Raw genomic sequence first — 15,881 nt, 5'->3', positions numbered from 1 at the left:
ATTATGAGTTCTAAATCAAATTCAAAAATATCTTCAGATTTAAAAACAAAATTTGTACTATGCTCACTTCTTCCAAGTACAATTGCAATGTGTATATATGGTGCAATCATATACTTCACATGCTCAAGCACCCTATCTTCGGTTTCTTATGGAAGTGACAAGCTCTCTTCCATAAGAAACGTGATTATACTATGTACTGTTGTTTTTTGTATACTATCCGCAGTTCATTCCCTTAGCCTATTTAAATTAATTACAAATAGTGTACAAGGCTTAAAACAAATTTTTAGAGATATTTTAAATGGAACCTTTTCTGGAGAAGCCATTAAAACTTCATCACTTAAAGGACCCTTTAAAGTCATCGCTGATATGTTTCTAGAAACCACTACCAAGGTTCAAGGTCTTGTTGTTGAAGTCAGATCCTCTTCTAAAACAGTTTTGGAAACTTCAATAGCTCTTAAGAATCTAATAGATAAAACTGATAAATCAGCTTCAGATGTAGCCTTAGCAACTGACTCCATTGCAAAAGCAGCCTCTATTCAGGCAAAAAATGCTGAAGAATGTTACAATAAAGCAACTTCTTTATCAGAGAAAATAAATAGAGTTTTAAGTGGAACAGAGGTAATGAATGTAGAAGCTGACTCATTTAACGAACTTATAGATAACGGACTTAAAACTATAAATATTCTCAATGATCAATCTGAGAAAGCTCTTGAAGCAACATCAAAGGTTAATGAAATAGTACTAAAAGTAAATGAAAATTCAAATGATATAGGAAACATAACAAAAACAGTTTCTCAAATAGCTGAACAGACAAATCTACTAGCATTAAATGCAGCAATAGAAGCTGCCCGTGCTGGTGAATCTGGAAAAGGCTTCTCTGTTGTTGCAGAGGAAGTGAGAAAACTTGCAGAACAGGTTACTGAATCCATAGGCGAAATTGAATCCCTAATAAATGATATACAACTTCATTCAAGTGAAGCTGTTTCAGCAATTTCTGAAGCTTCAAGTATAGTTGCAAAAGAAAATAGTTCTTCTATTGACACTAAAAAGATTTTCAACGATATTTCAGATGTTTTGTTTGAAATGAATGCAGTAGTAGGAGAGATTAAGAATGCTAATGTTGAAATGGACAGCGAAAAAGATGAATTAATTTCCCTTATTTCATCAATATCTTCAAAATCAGATGACACATCTGCCTCAACTGAGGAAGTTGCTGCAAGTGCAGAAGAACAGCTATCCGCTATGAAAGATGTATCTGATTATTCATCAAAACTCGAGAAACTTTCTGAAAAATTAGAAAAAGAACTTTCAACTTTTAAAGATTCATAAATAATATTAAAAAGGACTTTCAAATAATTTTGAAAGTCCTTTTTATAATCTATACTAATTTTGTTAATTCCTCAGCCATACTACTAACTTCTTCAATACTAGCATTTGTTTCCTCTATAGCAGCTGATTGCTGTGATGCAACATCCAAAGTAGATTTTGAAACCTCTAATGTCTTATCAACAGACTTTTCTATTTGAACTGTAAGATTACCAGCCTTGATTGCAGTTTCCTTTGAGCTTTCAGAAAGTTTTCTCATTTCTGCTGCCACAACTCCAAAACCTTTTCCAAGTTCTCCTGCTCTCGCTGCCTCTATCGCTGCATTTAATCCTAACATCTTAGTTTGATCTGCAATACTCTTTATTTGAGTTAAAATATCATTTATTTCGCTAGCTACATCTTTTACATTTATAATTTCTTGATTGAGTACCTCTTGATTTTCAGTTACACCTATTGATGATGCTGCCAGTTCTTCCATAGCGGCAGAAATCTGCTGAAAGTTATCCACAAAAGCATTTGTAGCATCATGTAATTTCAACTTTTGATAGCCAATTGTACCTAGAGCGTTAGTTACGTTAAATAATACATCTGCTGCTGCTCTAACTCTTTCTTTTTCCACAATATTTACACTATCTAAATTGTCTAAATACTCTTCTTTAGTTAGATCTAAATCGCTTACAATACCAGGTATTCTGTCTCCATCATCTTTTGAATATAGTATTTGACCACCTAACACTGTGCCTACGTGTTGTCCTCCAACCATTATTGGTGCTGCAAAATCAATAAGTCCAGAGTTACAGACATAAATATAAGGCTTTCCAGTTCTAACTGCTTCCTCTCCACCTTTTTTGTGAGATTCCGCACATCTTTTTTCGCCCTTAGCGGTACTCTGAATTTTGTTACAGTATCTTATATAATTACTAGGCTTTGTAACAGGTTTTCCATCCTTGTCCACAGTTACAGCTGCAATTCTCATACTCTCAGAGAAGTTATCCTGGAAACCCTGTAAAAATCCAATGTCAATTACATCTGCAATAGATAAATTTCTAAATACATTCGATTCCATAATCCATCATTCTCCCTTTTATTCTCATAGTTTTTTGCATTTTCTATTAAATTATATCATATTAAATTTATAGTGTCTTTACTTACATTTAATTTAATAAACGAGGAAACTAATACTTATCTTTGTATATTTATACTACATATTCGCCTTATATTTTTAATATTATTTTTATTAAATTATAAATTCACAAATTATATAGCATAATTATAAAATAAATATAAAAACATCTATTTATTCTTGACTTTAAGCTCGTATATTGCTAAAATAATTATGTAAGTTAAGTCGAATTTTGTTGATAATGAATTAATGTTTAATTTATTATTACAATAATAACCCTACTCCCCTGTGTCACATGATATTCATGTGACATTTTTTTATTTTTTGTATTTTATTATGTACATCCTCACATACTATATAAAAAATATGTAGAGAGGTGAAGAAATGTCTGAAGACATAAAATTAAAAATAACAAAGCAAACCACCTTAAATATATTTTATACAGTAATAGGATGTTTTACTTCCTCTATAGGTATAAATCTCTTTCTTATTCACGCCCATCTTCTAAGTGGCGGTGTTTCTGGTATATCCTTGATACTTCAATATCTATTCAAAATACCTGCTGGCATATCTTATTTAATTATGAATTTACCTCTTTTTCTTTTAAGCTATAAGGTAATTGGAAAAAAGTTTACCGCAATGACCATACTTGGTACCCTAACCTTTTCTGTAGCTTTTAACTTAACTGCACCTTTTAAAAACTTACTCACAATAAAAGATCCTATTCTTTTATGCGTATATGGTGGGGTTTTAAATGGACTGGGAATGGGTATAGTTCTAAGCAATTATGGCTCCTTAGGAGGTCTTGATATTGTAGCTGCTGCAATAAAAAAGAAACATGAAAACTTCCAATTTAGCACTACTTCACTTATTATAAATATTTTAATTATTACTCTGGGAGCTATTTTCTTCGGACTTCCTAGTGCTCTATATACTTTATTTTCTATATATATATCCTATTCTGTAATGGATAAGGTTATTATAGGTTTTAATAGGCAAAAGCTTGTTCTAATTATAACAAACAAGGAAAACGAAATAAGTTCCAATATAATGAAACATTTGCATAGAGGAGTTACTTTTCTTTATGGAGAAGGAGCCTATACTAAATCTAATAAAATGGTTGTATACTGCGTTGTAACCACTCAACAGTTACCACTCTTAAAAAGACTTGTAAAAGCCACAGATGGTGCATCTTTTATGTCTATACTTGATATTTCCGAAGTACATGGTAATGGATTTCAGGGAAATATGTTTAGTTAGCATAAACTCTATTGGCAGTATTATATCAAATTAAAACAGCCTATTATGACTTTTTATAAAATCACAATAGACTGCTTATCTAATATTTTTGCTATGAATTTTTAATGGCTTCCTTAAGTACTTTATTTAACCTGTCTGGATAATTTGTTATTATCCCCTCAATACCTAACCCTATTAATTTTCTCATATCTTCTTCTTCATTTACTGTATAAGTATTTATATTAATTTTAACTTTCTTTATATTTTCTACAACCTCTTTATTCATAACTGCTGGATAATATGGATGAAGCGAAAAAGCTCCAAGCTTTCTTCCATATTCATGAACGTTGTAAAGATTAGCAGAATACAGCAAGCCTATCTTCATAGTACTGTCATATTCTTTTAATTTAACCATTGAATAATGATTAAAGGAGGACACTATTATATTATCTTCAAGTTTATATTCATGAATTTTATCCACAACCTTCTTCTCAATATCCACATATTCAATCAAATTGTTCTTAAGTTCTAAGTTTAATAGTAGGTTTTTATCTTTTATATAGTCTAGTAATTCATCTATACACAAGATTTTCTCCCCTTTGAATTCTTCACCATAACCTATCCCCGCATCAAATTGTTTCAATTCTTTATAGGTATAATCTTTTATATATCCACATCCATTGGTTGTTCTATCTATTTTTTCATCGTGACAAACAACAAGAATACCATCCTTAGTCATGTTTAAATCCGTCTCTATTCCATCACATTTCTCTTCTATTGCTTTTTTAAATGCCACCATAGTATTTTCAGGATACTTTCCACTGAATCCTCTATGTGCAATATTAAGTGTTGTTTTTATCATACTTTTACTCCTATTTATTTTTATCATTATAATCTTTAATGGACTGATTTATAAGTTTTGAGGAGTTACTTATAGCCTCTTCTGGCGATTCTTTTTTCTGAAGCATCTCCTCTATATTTGCTTCTATAGTTTGCCTAGCTTCAGGAAATACAGCCATAAGAGCTCCTACAGCAGTCTTAGGCGATGCGTAAAGCTGATCTATAGCTGTTTTAAATTGAGGACTTTTCTTTAAGTTTTCCTTCATTATATCCTCATCATATGCCTTCTTAGTGACAGGAAAATATCCAGTCTCAGTACTCCAATAAGCCTGCTGTTTAGATGATACCATATATTTTATAAACTCAAAAGCCGCCTTTTGCTTTTCTGCATCCTTATTTTTCAATATCCACATAGAAGCTCCCCCTATTGAAACTCCTCCGTCACTAGTTCCATCAAAGGAAGGCAGTGGTGCTGTTCCAAGCTCAAATCTTCCTCCAATAGAATTCAAATCATGCTTAAGGTCAGCAGTGGATTCTATATACATAGCTGTTTTTCCAGCAATAAATGCATTTTCTGTATCATCTTCATTTCTGCCTAAATTGCCTACATATCCGGAATCCACAAGTTGTTTCCATTCCTTTAGAAATTTCAGCCCGCCTCCATTACTATCAAAATCCACCTTTGTGGCTGCTGAACTTCTACCATTTCCATTATTAACATAATTCTTCCCCTGCTTTACTAAATATTGCTCAAATAGCCATCCATATATAGCCATAGAAAAACCATATCTTGTTACATTACCTGAGGAATCCTTTTTAGCAAGAGCCTTTGAATATCTTTCTAACTCAGAGAAAGTCTTTGGAGGCTTATTAGGGTCTAAATCAGCTTCCTTGAATGCACTTTTGTTATAATAAAGTATTGGTGTAGATGAATTAAAAGGCATGGAGTAGAGTTTATTATTTACTGTATAATATGCTAGTAAATTAGGCTCCAAACTTGATGTATCGTATTTATCCTTATCAATAAAGTTTTGTATAGGCTCTGCCCATTTGCTATCTATCATAAATCTTGTACCTATGTCATACACCTGAACAATATCTGGAGCCTCCCCTCCCTTTTCTGCGCTTTTTAGTTTATTGAGCTCTTCGTCGTACTTTCCCTGAAATTCTGCCTTTACTTTAATATCGCTATGAGAATTATTAAAATCCTCCACCATCTTGTTTAAAGCCTCACCATTTTTACCACTCATAGCATGCCAAAAAGTTATTTGTACAGTTTTTGACTCAGAGGCACTTGCCTTACTTTGAGCACAACCAGATAAAATTGTTGCTGAAAGCGCTCCTATTAGTAACAAAGATATTATTTTTCTTTTCATTTTTTTCCCCCCGAAATAAATTTTATAATATATTAGCCTTTTACAGCGCCAGAAGTCATTCCATCAACTAACTGTTTTTGACCAATTATAAATATAACAATTGACGGCAATAGAACTATTACAATTCCAGCCATAATAAGTCCAAAGGATTGGTTCTCAGAAAACTGAAGCATACTTATTCCTATTTGGACGGTTCTTGAACTCTCCTTACTAGTAACTAAAAGTGGCCATAAATATTGATTCCAGCTTACTAAAAAAGAGTATATGCCAAAAGATGCAATTACTGGCCTTGATACAGGCATAAGTATCTTAGTAAAAAAACCGAAGCTTCCACATCCATCTATTTTAGCAGCTTCATACAATTCTTTTGGAATCGTCAAGTAATACTGTCTCATCATAAATATACCCATAGCTGAACACATATATGGAACTATTAAAGCCTTATAGCTATCAAGCCATCCTAATGAACCTACTGTAAGATAATTAGATATCAATGTAGTTTCTGCTGGTATCATAAGCGTTGCAAGTACGGCTATGAATAATATTTTTTTCCCTTTAAAGTCTAAAAATGAAAATGCAAAAGCTGCCATACTAGAAGTTATTATTTGAAATACAGTTACCCCAAGTGAAACAATAAAACTATTAACTATAAACTTTATTATTGGAACACTTCTAAGTACTTCTTTATAGTTTCCTAAATAAATACCTTTAGGAATAAATCTTGGTGGAAAAGAAAATATCTGATCTTGAGGCATTAAACTAACGCAAAGAGCATAAATAAGTGGAACAATTGTAATAAGCCCTAATATTATATTTAATCCATAAATTCCTGATATTTTAATCTTTTTTATCATAAAACTATCCTCTCCAAACTTGCTAATTATAAAACACCTTACTTTTCTCATACTTAAACTGAAATAAAGTTACTGCCAACATTATCAAAAACAATATTACTGATTCAGCACTAGCAGTGCCAAGCTTGTTATTAAAAAAAGCGTTTCTATATATTGAAAATACAATAAGATTGGTAGACTCTGAAGGTCCTCCCGATGTCATTATATTTACTGTACCAAAGGTTTGAAATGTATTTATTACTGTTATTACAGTAACAAAGAAAAGAGTTGGAGAAAGACAAGGAATTATTATCTTTTTTAATATGGTAAAATACCCCGCTCCGTCAACATATGCACTCTCATATAATTCTTTAGGAATATTTTTAAGTCCAGCATTTATAAATATATAATTCACTCCAGCATTCAACCATACATTTACAATTGTCAGAGCAACAATTCCCCATGCTGAACTGGTAAACCAATTTATTTTTAAGCGCAAAAGATAATTTATCATTCCTATGCTTGGATTGAAAAGTAAAAGCCATATTATTGCAGCGGATGACGATGACACAGCCATAGGCATAGCATACATCGTTGTAAATAGGCCTTTAAACTTTAACTTATTGTTTGTTATCAATGCCATAAGTAGCCCTATAAAAATTGATGGTACTACAGTCATGAGTACAAACTTAAATGTCACAACCAAAGTGTTTAAAAAACTTTCAGACTTTATCAAATTTAAATAATTTGAAATCCCCGCAAAACCTGCTATTTTGCCTTCCGCATTCATATTAAAAAAACTCAAGTATATAGTTTTAAAAAATGGATAGTACGTGAATGCTAAAAATATAATTAGGCATGGAAGCATATACAAAAATGCCTCTTTGCCACTAGTAAGAGAAAACTTATTCCCCAATATGCGTTCTCTTTTAAGGACTTGTTTTTGAACTCTTTGCAAATTCTATACCTCCTAAAAACATATTTGCTACAAAAGCTATTACAAACTATACTTAATAATTATTAAATTTGTACTGTCTAAAGTTAAGACGATGTTAAAATATAAAAAAAAGCCCACAAATAGGACTTTAATCCACCTGTGAACTTTTTTATTACTATTTTCTTTTTTCTACCACCGGAACCCATATTTCTGCTCTATAATCTTTATCCTGTGGATTTCCTGGAAGATAAACTTCAATTTCAGGTCCTTCTGCTTCTTCATACTTTGTAGCTGGAAACCACTCTGAAAATATCCTTCTGGTTACATCTTGAAGGGCATCAGGCATTGGTCCTATACTTTCAAATACTGCAAATGATAATTCAGGCACTTCAATAACTACATAATTATCTAAACCCTCTATCTTATCTCCTTCAACTGCTATTAGATAATCAAACTCTTGATACTCACAATCAAAATTAGTGCAGACTCCCATGACACCTAACTTTCCTGCGTTTTTTTCAATAATTTCACACTGTCCACTTTTTTTTACCTCATCCCAAAACTCAGGTATTATCTTAAAGTTGTTACCTTCTTTAGTGGAGATTCTCTTAGAAACCCCCGCTATTTTAAAGCTTTTTTTAGTTTCAATCTTATAATTCATGTTTTCTTCTCCCTTTACAATTACTTGAAAGGATAGCGGTGGTATAGCTTTCAAATTATTTTTACTTTTTCTAGCCTCTGTTGGCGATATTCCATTAAGTCTTTTAAATGCCTTTGTAAAGGCTTCCGGCGTCTCATACCCATATTTATAGGATATATCTATTATTTTTTGATTAGTGGACACTATATCCTTAGTTGCTAAGCTTAGCTTTCTTTCTCTTATATAGTCCCCGAGGGTCATCCCTGTCAAAATTTTAAATATCCTTAAAAAATAAAACTTTGACATATGAGCAGCATTTGCCACTTCTCCTGATTCAATATTTCTTTCGAGGTTTTCCTCAACATATCTAAGTGCATTATTCATATCGCCTATCCAGTTCATATACCATCTTCCTTTCAACATAATTATAGGAAATATCCAGTAATTTATCCTGTCTTATATTGCTTTATGCTGATAGTATATTATATTTGCCAGTGATCTACACTAAGTCTAACTTCTCCACCCTTTGAATAAAATACAATATCTTTGCTATCTTTACTTGGATATATTCTTGAAGTAAAAGTCTCTTCACCATCATTTATAAATATTTCAACAGAAGATTTGTCCATAAATATGTGCATTTTTACTTTGCCATTATTTTTTATAAAGCATTTTCTTTCTGCATCAGCTTCTTTATGAAATCCATCCTTGCTTCTATCAAAAACTATTTTTTCATTTATAGCATCATAAAACATCAAAATTTCTTCATCTTTATGACTATTATACCTCATTTTTATTCCAAATTGATTAACCTTATCAAATTCAAATTTGCATTTGAGTTCAAAACTATCTCCATTTATACCATCTAGTTTTGTTTCAGTATCCTTTATTATTTTATTCTTGTACTCAACCTTTCCTTTTCTTAGCCTTTTTAGCTCTCTTAAAGGTTTTTGCACTACTTTGTTGTCTTTCATTTTAAGCTCTCTTATAATAGTCAAACAATGAAGCCATCTATTATCAATTGTTGGACTAACTTCTCTGTCAGGCAACCCCATCCAACCTAAAAGAAGTGTTCTTCCATCACTAGTCTTCATCACTTGAGGTGCATAAAATTCGAAACCACGATCTAATTCTAAAAAATCACCACAAGAAAACTCTCCTGTCTCATAATTAAGACTTCCTAAAACGTATCCACATTGATATATATTATTATATAAATCCCCTTGTTTATCCACTCCCTGTGGACAAAATAATAAAACATCCTTATTATCTAAAGTAAATAAATTAGGGCATTCCCACATATACCCTAGAAAATCAAATTTACTTAAATTAGAGCCCAATATTTCATGAACTATACTCCAATTTTGTAAATCATCAGAGCAGTATAAAACAGTACTTCCTTTTTCTTCTTCTCTTTGAGCCCCTAGCACCATATACCATTTATCATTATGTTTCCAAACCTTTGGATCTCTAAAATGCCTAGTATAGCCTTCATGCTGATTTTTTATTACTGGATTGATATAAGGCTTCTTAAACTCAACACCATCGCTGCTTTCTGCAAGACACTGGTAGGTTTCCCTTTCCCCCTTACTATCTTTTACATTTCCAGTATACATTAAAACAAGCTTTCCACCCTTATTCACAGCACTCCCTGAGTAGCAACCATGACTGTCATACCATTCTAGAGGGCTTAAAGCTACCGGCAAACACTCCCATGTAATTAAATCCTTGCTTCTAAAGTGCCCCCAACAAACATGTTTTTCATCTGGATAAAAAGGATTATACTGATAAAACACATGATACTCACCATTTATCTCTATTAATCCGTTAGGATCGTTCATAAAACCCACCTTAGGCATAAGATGATAATTTTGTCTGTAATAATCCTTCTCTACTTTATCCCTATATTTTTCTTCAATGTAACTTACCTTCTTTATAAATTCCAAGCTATTCATCTAATCACCTTCAACTTCACTTAAACTAGGAAGAGAACTTATAGCACCAAGCTTTGTACACACAATTGCACCAACCTTATTTGCAAAGCGAACATTTTCCTTGATTTTATTAAAGTCACTTAAAATATCTCTTGCCTCTAATGCCTCTGACAATTTATAAAGAAATGCTCCCACAAATGCATCTCCTGCTCCGGTAGAATCTATAGATTTTATTTTTATACTCTCTATGATTTCAACTTCTTCTCCATTTGAAATCATAGTACCCTCTTTTCCTAAAGTTACAGCAATAACCTTGTTATTTGAAGCTAAAAGCTTTACTCCATTTTTTATATTTTTCTCTCCAGATATAATTTTTAATTCCTCGTCACTTAATTTCACAAAATCAGCAAGTTCAATGCACTTACGTGAAATAGCTATAAACTCTTCTGTTCTGTTTTCCCAAAGATTATCTCTGTAGTTTGGATCAAAGGATATAATTATTCCCCTTTTCTTCGCTTCCTCCATTATCTTTAAGTAAGTGTCTGTCATTTCTCCACCTAATAAAGCAGTTGCGGAACCAAAGTGAATTATTTTATTTGAGTAAACTTTATCTAAATTTATTTCATCATATCTTAAAAGACCATCTGCTCCCCTATTAAAGACAAAATCTCTTTCACCATTTGCCTGAAGTGACACAAATGCAAGAGTAGTACTTGAGTTGTTATCCATAATAAGCATTGATGTATCTACCTTAACTTCATCTAAAGTCTCTTTCAAAAAATGTCCAAAGGGATCATTCCCAACCTTACCTAAAAAAGACGCACTTCCTCCAAGCTTTGAAATTGCTGCCGTTACATTTGCAGGTGCCCCTCCTGCCTTCTTCTTAAAGTTTTCTCCTTTAGAAAGAGTTGTATCTATATCAGAACATATAAAATCGATTAAAAGTTCTCCTATACATAAAACATTATTCATATCTTAATACTCCTCTCAAATATTTATTAAAGTACACCACAACAATTTAATTTGTGGTGTACCCTTTAAGAATATTTACTTTATTCCAATCTTTAAAATTTCGTCCTTCTGTCTTAATTGTTTTCCATCTATTTTTTCGCTATTTACAAATCCCATATCCTCATGATTTGTCACTATGGTTAGCACTATTGGTGATACAGCCTTCTCCTTTACTAAATCAAGATCAAACTGAATTAATTTATCACCTTTTTTAACCTCTTCACCATCGTTAATAAAGCTCTTAAACCCGTTACCTTCCATCTTAACAGTATCTATACCTATATGAATAAGCATTTCAACTCCATTTTTACTTTTCATAGCAATAGCATGCTTAGTTTCAAATACATGAACCACAGTTCCATCTATTGGTGAAACAACTTCTCCATCCTCTGGATCTACTCCAATTCCATCGCCAATTAAACCTTCTGCAAAAGTCTTATCTGGAACATTTTTAAGTAAAACTACTTTTCCATTAACAGGTGATACTACACTTTCTACCTCTTCTACTTTTATATCTTTATTAACAGTTTCCTTGTTTAAATCCTCTTCTGTAATTTCTTCCTTTATTCCAAGAACCATAGCTATTATAAACGCTCCACCAAAAGCTAAAATCATGGCTATAATATAATTTAAGAAAGAACCTTGTTTTACTATTGCAATACCTGGTATTCCTGTTACGCCAACAGCTGTCATTGCTACTTTAGTGAATACTATATAACCTCCGCCTATTGCTCCTCCTAGTGCTCCTGCAATAAAAGGCTTAGTATATCTAAGGTTAACACCAAAAATTGCTGGCTCTGTTATACCTAAAAGGCAAGAGAAGGACGCTGGTGCTGCTATTGATTTCATTTTCTTATCTCTAGTTTTAAAGTAAACTGCAAGAGCAGCTCCTCCTTGAGCTACATTTGCCATAGACCATATTGGTAAAAGGAAGTTCTTGTGTATTGCAGGGTTTGCAAGAAGTCCTGCCTCAATAGCATGAAAACTGTGATGAATTCCAGTTATAACAATTAATGAATATAGTCCACCAAATAATACTCCTGAGAAGAAACCCGTTGTATTATATAAAGTTTGAAGTCCTAATGATATCTCATCACCTACAAATCTTCCTCCTGGTCCTATAACAACCATTGCAAAGAAGCCTGTTATCATTAAAGTTAAAAACGGAGTTAATAAAATATCTAATGCTTCTGGAACTATTTTTCTAAGTCCTTTTTCAATGTAACTCATAACCCATACAGATATAAGTATAGGCAGTACTGTTCCTTGATAACCAACCATTCCTATGTTAAGTCCAAAAATATTTATTGTATGCTTAATACCTTCTCCTAATGTCCAAGCATTTTGAAGATCTGGATGTATCATTATAGCACCTAGTGCTGCAGCTAAATATGGGTTTGTTTTAAATTCTCTTGCCGCACTAAATGCAATTATCATCGGTAAAAATTGAAACGCTGCATTTGAAAACATATTTAAAATAACATACAAACCACTTTTAGAATTTACTAAATGAAAAGCATCTAGCATTCCAAGTAAACCCATTAAAAGACCACTTGCAACTATAGCTGGTATAATTGGTACAAATATGTTTGAAAGCATTCTGGCAAATCTCTCAAATAAATTCATGTTTTTCATAGCTGCTTTTTTTGTATCGCTTAAACTTGACTCTGATATACCTGTACCTTCAACAAAAGCTTTGTATACCTTATTAACGCTTCCTTGACCTATTATTATTTGATATTGACCTGAACTAGAAAATACTCCCTTAACCCCATCTAGCTTTTCTATTTCCTTAGTCCTAGCTTCTTTTTCATTTTTTAATACAAGTCTAAGTCTTGTAGCACAATGAGCTGCACTCATAACATTTTTTTCTCCACCCAAAAGCTTTAGTATATCTTTTGCTGTTTTGTTATAATCCATATATTTTCCCTCCTAATTTTATGTTTTATCTTAAATTTACAAAAAAAATACCTAAACTAAATGGCTCAACTAAACCACTTAATTTAGGTATTGCCTTAACAGAAATAAATTCTAAAAAGTAACAATCCTCGATATTAAATTTACTTATCTCTTAAACTTGATATAACTCTTTGTACATGAAGGGTAAGATAAACGATCTCTCCTCCCTTAACCTCGTAATCATAGTTTTTCTCTATAAAACTTTTAATTTTACCTACACATCTATATGCTTCTTTATAATTTGTTTTTACAATTTCAAGAAAACTCTTTTCTTCTTCATCTATTGCATTTTTTCTAGAAACAACTCTTTGGGCAAAATACTTCAAATGAGTTAATAACCTATCATAAGACATATCATCTTCATTAAATTCTATAGAAAAGAAATACTTTATTATGTTCAAAATGCCATCTATTATCTCAGTTATATTGATAGTATTATCCATCGATTCATTTAGTGAAGCATCTATTATGTGAAGTGCTATAAAACCAGCCTCATCTTCGTCCATTTTTATGCCAAGCTCACCTTTTATATACTCAACAGCCCACATACCTATGTTATACTCTTTTTTATAAATTCTCTTTATGTCCCATAACATATTATTCTTTATTTTTATACCCTTACTATATCTCCTAAATGCAAAAGATAGATGGTCTGTAAGTGATATATATATATGCTCGTCAAATTTTACATCAAGCTTTCTTTTTGCATAACTTATGATGTTTTCTGATACTTTAATGTGCTCTATTGGTATTTCGCTAATAAGGCTTTGAAACTTTAAATTTTCATTTTGGTTTTCTATGGAGAAGATTTTTTCTATTTTTTCTTCGTTTAGTATATCTCCTGGTTTCTTTTGAAAAGCGATTCCTTTTCCCATAATGACTTTTTCAATTCTTGTAGCATCATCTATTGTCGTAACTGCACTATTATTTAGTATTTTTTTTATAACCATATGATATCACTCCATTATTAAAAAGACACCAATAAATAAAAACCCAAATTAAAATAAACGATATGATTACTTCATTTACTTTAATCTGGGTTTTGCCTGCTTAACAGTAACAATCCCTGTATTCAATACTATGAACTAATGATAACATTTTCATAAATTTTTGTCAACAAGAAAATTATATTTATTTTGAAAAAAGCTTTACTAATTGTTATAATTATATAGGACATAATTCTGAATATTAATTATTATATAATATTTATTATAGGAGGATTTATATGAGTCATGATACTAAAAAACTAGCAAGAGCAGCTCTACTTCTTGCAATTGCAATTGTATTTCAATTTATAGGTAAAAACTTTCCAGATAGTCAGGTATTTGTTGGACCTGCTGTAAATGCCATATTAATATTATCTGCTTTCATTTGTGGAACTGGTCTAGGAGTAATGGTGGGAGTATTTACACCTCTTTTAGCCTCCTTACTAGGACAGCTAAATCCAATGCTCGGACCTTTTATTCCTTTTGTAATGATAGGAAATGCTATTTATATTCTTTGCTTCGGATTACTTAAGAATAAAGACATAATTTTAAGCTATATAGGAATTATAGTTGCTGCTATTCTAAAGTTTGCATTTTTAGATGTATCAGCTACAAAGTTAGTAGGTATGTTACATATTGTACCTAGTGGAAACAAAGGTCATCTATTTAACAAACTTTTACTTAAGTCTATGACTATTCCTCAGTTAATAACCGGCTTAATTGGAGGCCTCATAGCAGTAATTATAATAAGTATTTTACGAAAAAACAAAATTTTAGATCAAAATTAAATTATCTATTTATTTAACTATAAAAATGACGTTATATACTTTTAACGTCATTTTTTATTACGCAGCTTTATTATTCTTTGATAAAAATATAATAAGAAATCCAACTAACGTAATAAACGTTACTATTAGTCCTCCTTCTGGTCCTACTAAGCCACCATTAATAACATTGCTGCCTAAAATCTTTATGTTGTAAATTCCCTTAACTATCATACCACTATCCGGAAATCCCCATACGTTACCTTCAAAATAATCCCACATAATATGGAAACCTATTGGAAGCCATATATTAAATTTAAAAGTCATGTATGAAAAAAGCATTCCTATTAAAACTACATTAACAAAAAACACAGCTGTCACATTTGGGTTTAATGCATGAAGTACCGAAAATAACAAAGATGTTATTATTGCCGCTGTAATTTTTTTATTCCTTTCCGAAATACTTCTTAAACAATATCCCCTTAAAAAAATCTCTTCAGCAAACCCCACTAAAATAAATAATATTAAATCCTTTAATGTTTGATTGGTAATATTAGGATTTATTATATTTCCTAAAAACACAGCGTTCCTAGTAGCCAATAGTAGAATAAAAACAGCAGTCATAGAAACTGCTCCAAAAACCAGGCCTAATACAAAACTTAATATTGAACCCTTTCCCTTAGTAAATCCCATACTTTGAAGAGATTTTTTTTCAACATACTTCCATAATATAATTGGAATTAAAATAAATGCTACTTCTTGTGGATACTGTCCTCCATAATTTCTTTTATACCCATGCGTCAATATCTCAAAAAGAATAATTGCTATCATGATGAGTAAAAAACAAATCACAATTTTGTAACCACTTCTAAGCTTTGAATACCTTTGACCAAAACTCAATTTCTTATTCATA

The 15,881-nt window shown here is 31.5% G+C and carries 14 protein-coding genes; 3 read left to right on the top strand and 11 right to left on the bottom strand.

The window, feature by feature from the left end:
• Positions 1 to 3: 3 nt before the first annotated feature.
• The gene (locus CA_RS02415) at positions 4 to 1,329 is read left to right on the top strand and encodes a methyl-accepting chemotaxis protein (protein ID WP_010963755.1); all 1,326 of its coding nucleotides are present in this window, start codon (positions 4 to 6) and stop codon (positions 1,327 to 1,329) included.
• A gap of 49 nt (positions 1,330 to 1,378) precedes the next feature.
• Here the strand turns inward: CA_RS02415 and CA_RS02410 are convergent, their stop codons facing one another.
• Positions 1,379 to 2,392 carry a PocR ligand-binding domain-containing protein gene (locus CA_RS02410; protein WP_010963754.1) on the bottom strand — a complete coding sequence of 338 codons (1,014 nt, stop codon included), beginning with the start codon at positions 2,390 to 2,392 and terminating at the stop codon, positions 1,379 to 1,381.
• Positions 2,393 to 2,833: 441 nt separating this feature from the next.
• On the opposite strand from CA_RS02410, the gene CA_RS02405 reads away from it, so the two are divergent.
• Positions 2,834 to 3,709, top strand: a complete 876-nt coding sequence (locus CA_RS02405; protein ID WP_010963753.1) for a YitT family protein — start codon at positions 2,834 to 2,836, stop codon at positions 3,707 to 3,709.
• A 91-nt stretch (positions 3,710 to 3,800) separates the two neighbouring features.
• Here the strand turns inward: CA_RS02405 and CA_RS02400 are convergent, their stop codons facing one another.
• The 9 genes from CA_RS02400 to licT all read right to left on the bottom strand — a co-directional run bounded on the left by CA_RS02400 (position 3,801) and on the right by licT (position 14,168).
• Entirely contained in the window at positions 3,801 to 4,550 is a 750-nt protein-coding gene (locus tag CA_RS02400; RefSeq protein ID WP_010963752.1) for a glycerophosphodiester phosphodiesterase, read from the bottom strand.
• 10 nt (positions 4,551 to 4,560) lie between these two features.
• On the bottom strand, positions 4,561 to 5,904 hold the full coding sequence (locus tag CA_RS02395; RefSeq protein WP_010963751.1) for an ABC transporter substrate-binding protein: 1,344 nt from the start codon (positions 5,902 to 5,904) through the stop codon (positions 4,561 to 4,563).
• A gap of 32 nt (positions 5,905 to 5,936) precedes the next feature.
• The gene (locus tag CA_RS02390; RefSeq protein WP_010963750.1) at positions 5,937 to 6,758 is read right to left on the bottom strand and encodes a carbohydrate ABC transporter permease; all 822 of its coding nucleotides are present in this window, start codon (positions 6,756 to 6,758) and stop codon (positions 5,937 to 5,939) included.
• Positions 6,759 to 6,780: 22 nt separating this feature from the next.
• A complete protein-coding gene (locus CA_RS02385) occupies positions 6,781 to 7,695 on the bottom strand; it encodes a carbohydrate ABC transporter permease (RefSeq protein WP_010963749.1) in 915 nt (304 codons plus the stop codon).
• Positions 7,696 to 7,849: 154 nt separating this feature from the next.
• Positions 7,850 to 8,716, bottom strand: coding sequence for an AraC family transcriptional regulator (locus CA_RS02380; RefSeq protein WP_010963748.1), 867 nt, complete (start codon positions 8,714 to 8,716; stop codon positions 7,850 to 7,852).
• 80 nt (positions 8,717 to 8,796) lie between these two features.
• A complete protein-coding gene (locus CA_RS02375; protein ID WP_010963747.1) occupies positions 8,797 to 10,269 on the bottom strand; it encodes a sucrose-6-phosphate hydrolase in 1,473 nt (490 codons plus the stop codon).
• A complete protein-coding gene (locus CA_RS02370) occupies positions 10,270 to 11,220 on the bottom strand; it encodes a carbohydrate kinase family protein (RefSeq protein WP_010963746.1) in 951 nt (316 codons plus the stop codon).
• Positions 11,221 to 11,295: 75 nt separating this feature from the next.
• Positions 11,296 to 13,179: a sucrose-specific PTS transporter subunit IIBC gene (locus CA_RS02365; protein WP_010963745.1), complete on the bottom strand. Its 1,884-nt coding sequence runs from the start codon at positions 13,177 to 13,179 to the stop codon at positions 11,296 to 11,298.
• A gap of 140 nt (positions 13,180 to 13,319) precedes the next feature.
• On the bottom strand, positions 13,320 to 14,168 hold the full coding sequence (gene licT / locus CA_RS02360) for a BglG family transcription antiterminator LicT (RefSeq protein ID WP_010963744.1): 849 nt from the start codon (positions 14,166 to 14,168) through the stop codon (positions 13,320 to 13,322).
• A gap of 275 nt (positions 14,169 to 14,443) precedes the next feature.
• Here licT and CA_RS02355 point away from each other — a divergent pair, with 275 nt between their 5' ends.
• Positions 14,444 to 14,992: an ECF transporter S component gene (locus CA_RS02355; RefSeq protein ID WP_010963743.1), complete on the top strand. Its 549-nt coding sequence runs from the start codon at positions 14,444 to 14,446 to the stop codon at positions 14,990 to 14,992.
• Between the two features lie 57 nt (positions 14,993 to 15,049).
• Here the strand turns inward: CA_RS02355 and CA_RS02350 are convergent, their stop codons facing one another.
• Complete coding sequence (locus CA_RS02350) at positions 15,050 to 15,880, bottom strand: CPBP family intramembrane glutamic endopeptidase (protein ID WP_010963742.1); 831 nt, start codon at positions 15,878 to 15,880, stop codon at positions 15,050 to 15,052.
• Position 15,881 lies beyond the last annotated feature (1 nt).

This window comes from Clostridium acetobutylicum ATCC 824 (assembly GCF_000008765.1).
Lineage (GTDB): Bacteria > Bacillota > Clostridia > Clostridiales > Clostridiaceae > Clostridium_S > Clostridium_S acetobutylicum.
This window is presented reverse-complemented; position numbering and strand designations above follow the sequence as displayed.

Excerpts from the sequence above, each read along its gene's own strand:
- CA_RS02350 (WP_010963742.1), bottom strand. The coding sequence starts at position 15,880 with ATGAATAAGAAATTGAGTTTTGGTCAAAGGTATTCAAAGCTTAGAAGT.
- CA_RS02400 (WP_010963752.1), bottom strand. The coding sequence starts at position 4,550 with ATGATAAAAACAACACTTAATATTGCACATAGAGGATTCAGTGGAAAG.
- CA_RS02405 (WP_010963753.1), top strand. The coding sequence starts at position 2,834 with ATGTCTGAAGACATAAAATTAAAAATAACAAAGCAAACCACCTTAAAT.
- CA_RS02415 (WP_010963755.1), top strand. The coding sequence starts at position 4 with ATGAGTTCTAAATCAAATTCAAAAATATCTTCAGATTTAAAAACAAAA.
- CA_RS02390 (WP_010963750.1), bottom strand. The coding sequence starts at position 6,758 with ATGATAAAAAAGATTAAAATATCAGGAATTTATGGATTAAATATAATA.
- CA_RS02365 (WP_010963745.1), bottom strand. The coding sequence starts at position 13,179 with ATGGATTATAACAAAACAGCAAAAGATATACTAAAGCTTTTGGGTGGA.
- CA_RS02375 (WP_010963747.1), bottom strand. The coding sequence starts at position 10,269 with ATGAATAGCTTGGAATTTATAAAGAAGGTAAGTTACATTGAAGAAAAA.
- CA_RS02380 (WP_010963748.1), bottom strand. The coding sequence starts at position 8,716 with ATGAACTGGATAGGCGATATGAATAATGCACTTAGATATGTTGAGGAA.
- CA_RS02395 (WP_010963751.1), bottom strand. The coding sequence starts at position 5,904 with ATGAAAAGAAAAATAATATCTTTGTTACTAATAGGAGCGCTTTCAGCA.
- CA_RS02370 (WP_010963746.1), bottom strand. The coding sequence starts at position 11,220 with ATGAATAATGTTTTATGTATAGGAGAACTTTTAATCGATTTTATATGT.
- CA_RS02355 (WP_010963743.1), top strand. The coding sequence starts at position 14,444 with ATGAGTCATGATACTAAAAAACTAGCAAGAGCAGCTCTACTTCTTGCA.
- CA_RS02410 (WP_010963754.1), bottom strand. The coding sequence starts at position 2,392 with ATGGAATCGAATGTATTTAGAAATTTATCTATTGCAGATGTAATTGAC.
- licT (WP_010963744.1), bottom strand. The coding sequence starts at position 14,168 with ATGGTTATAAAAAAAATACTAAATAATAGTGCAGTTACGACAATAGAT.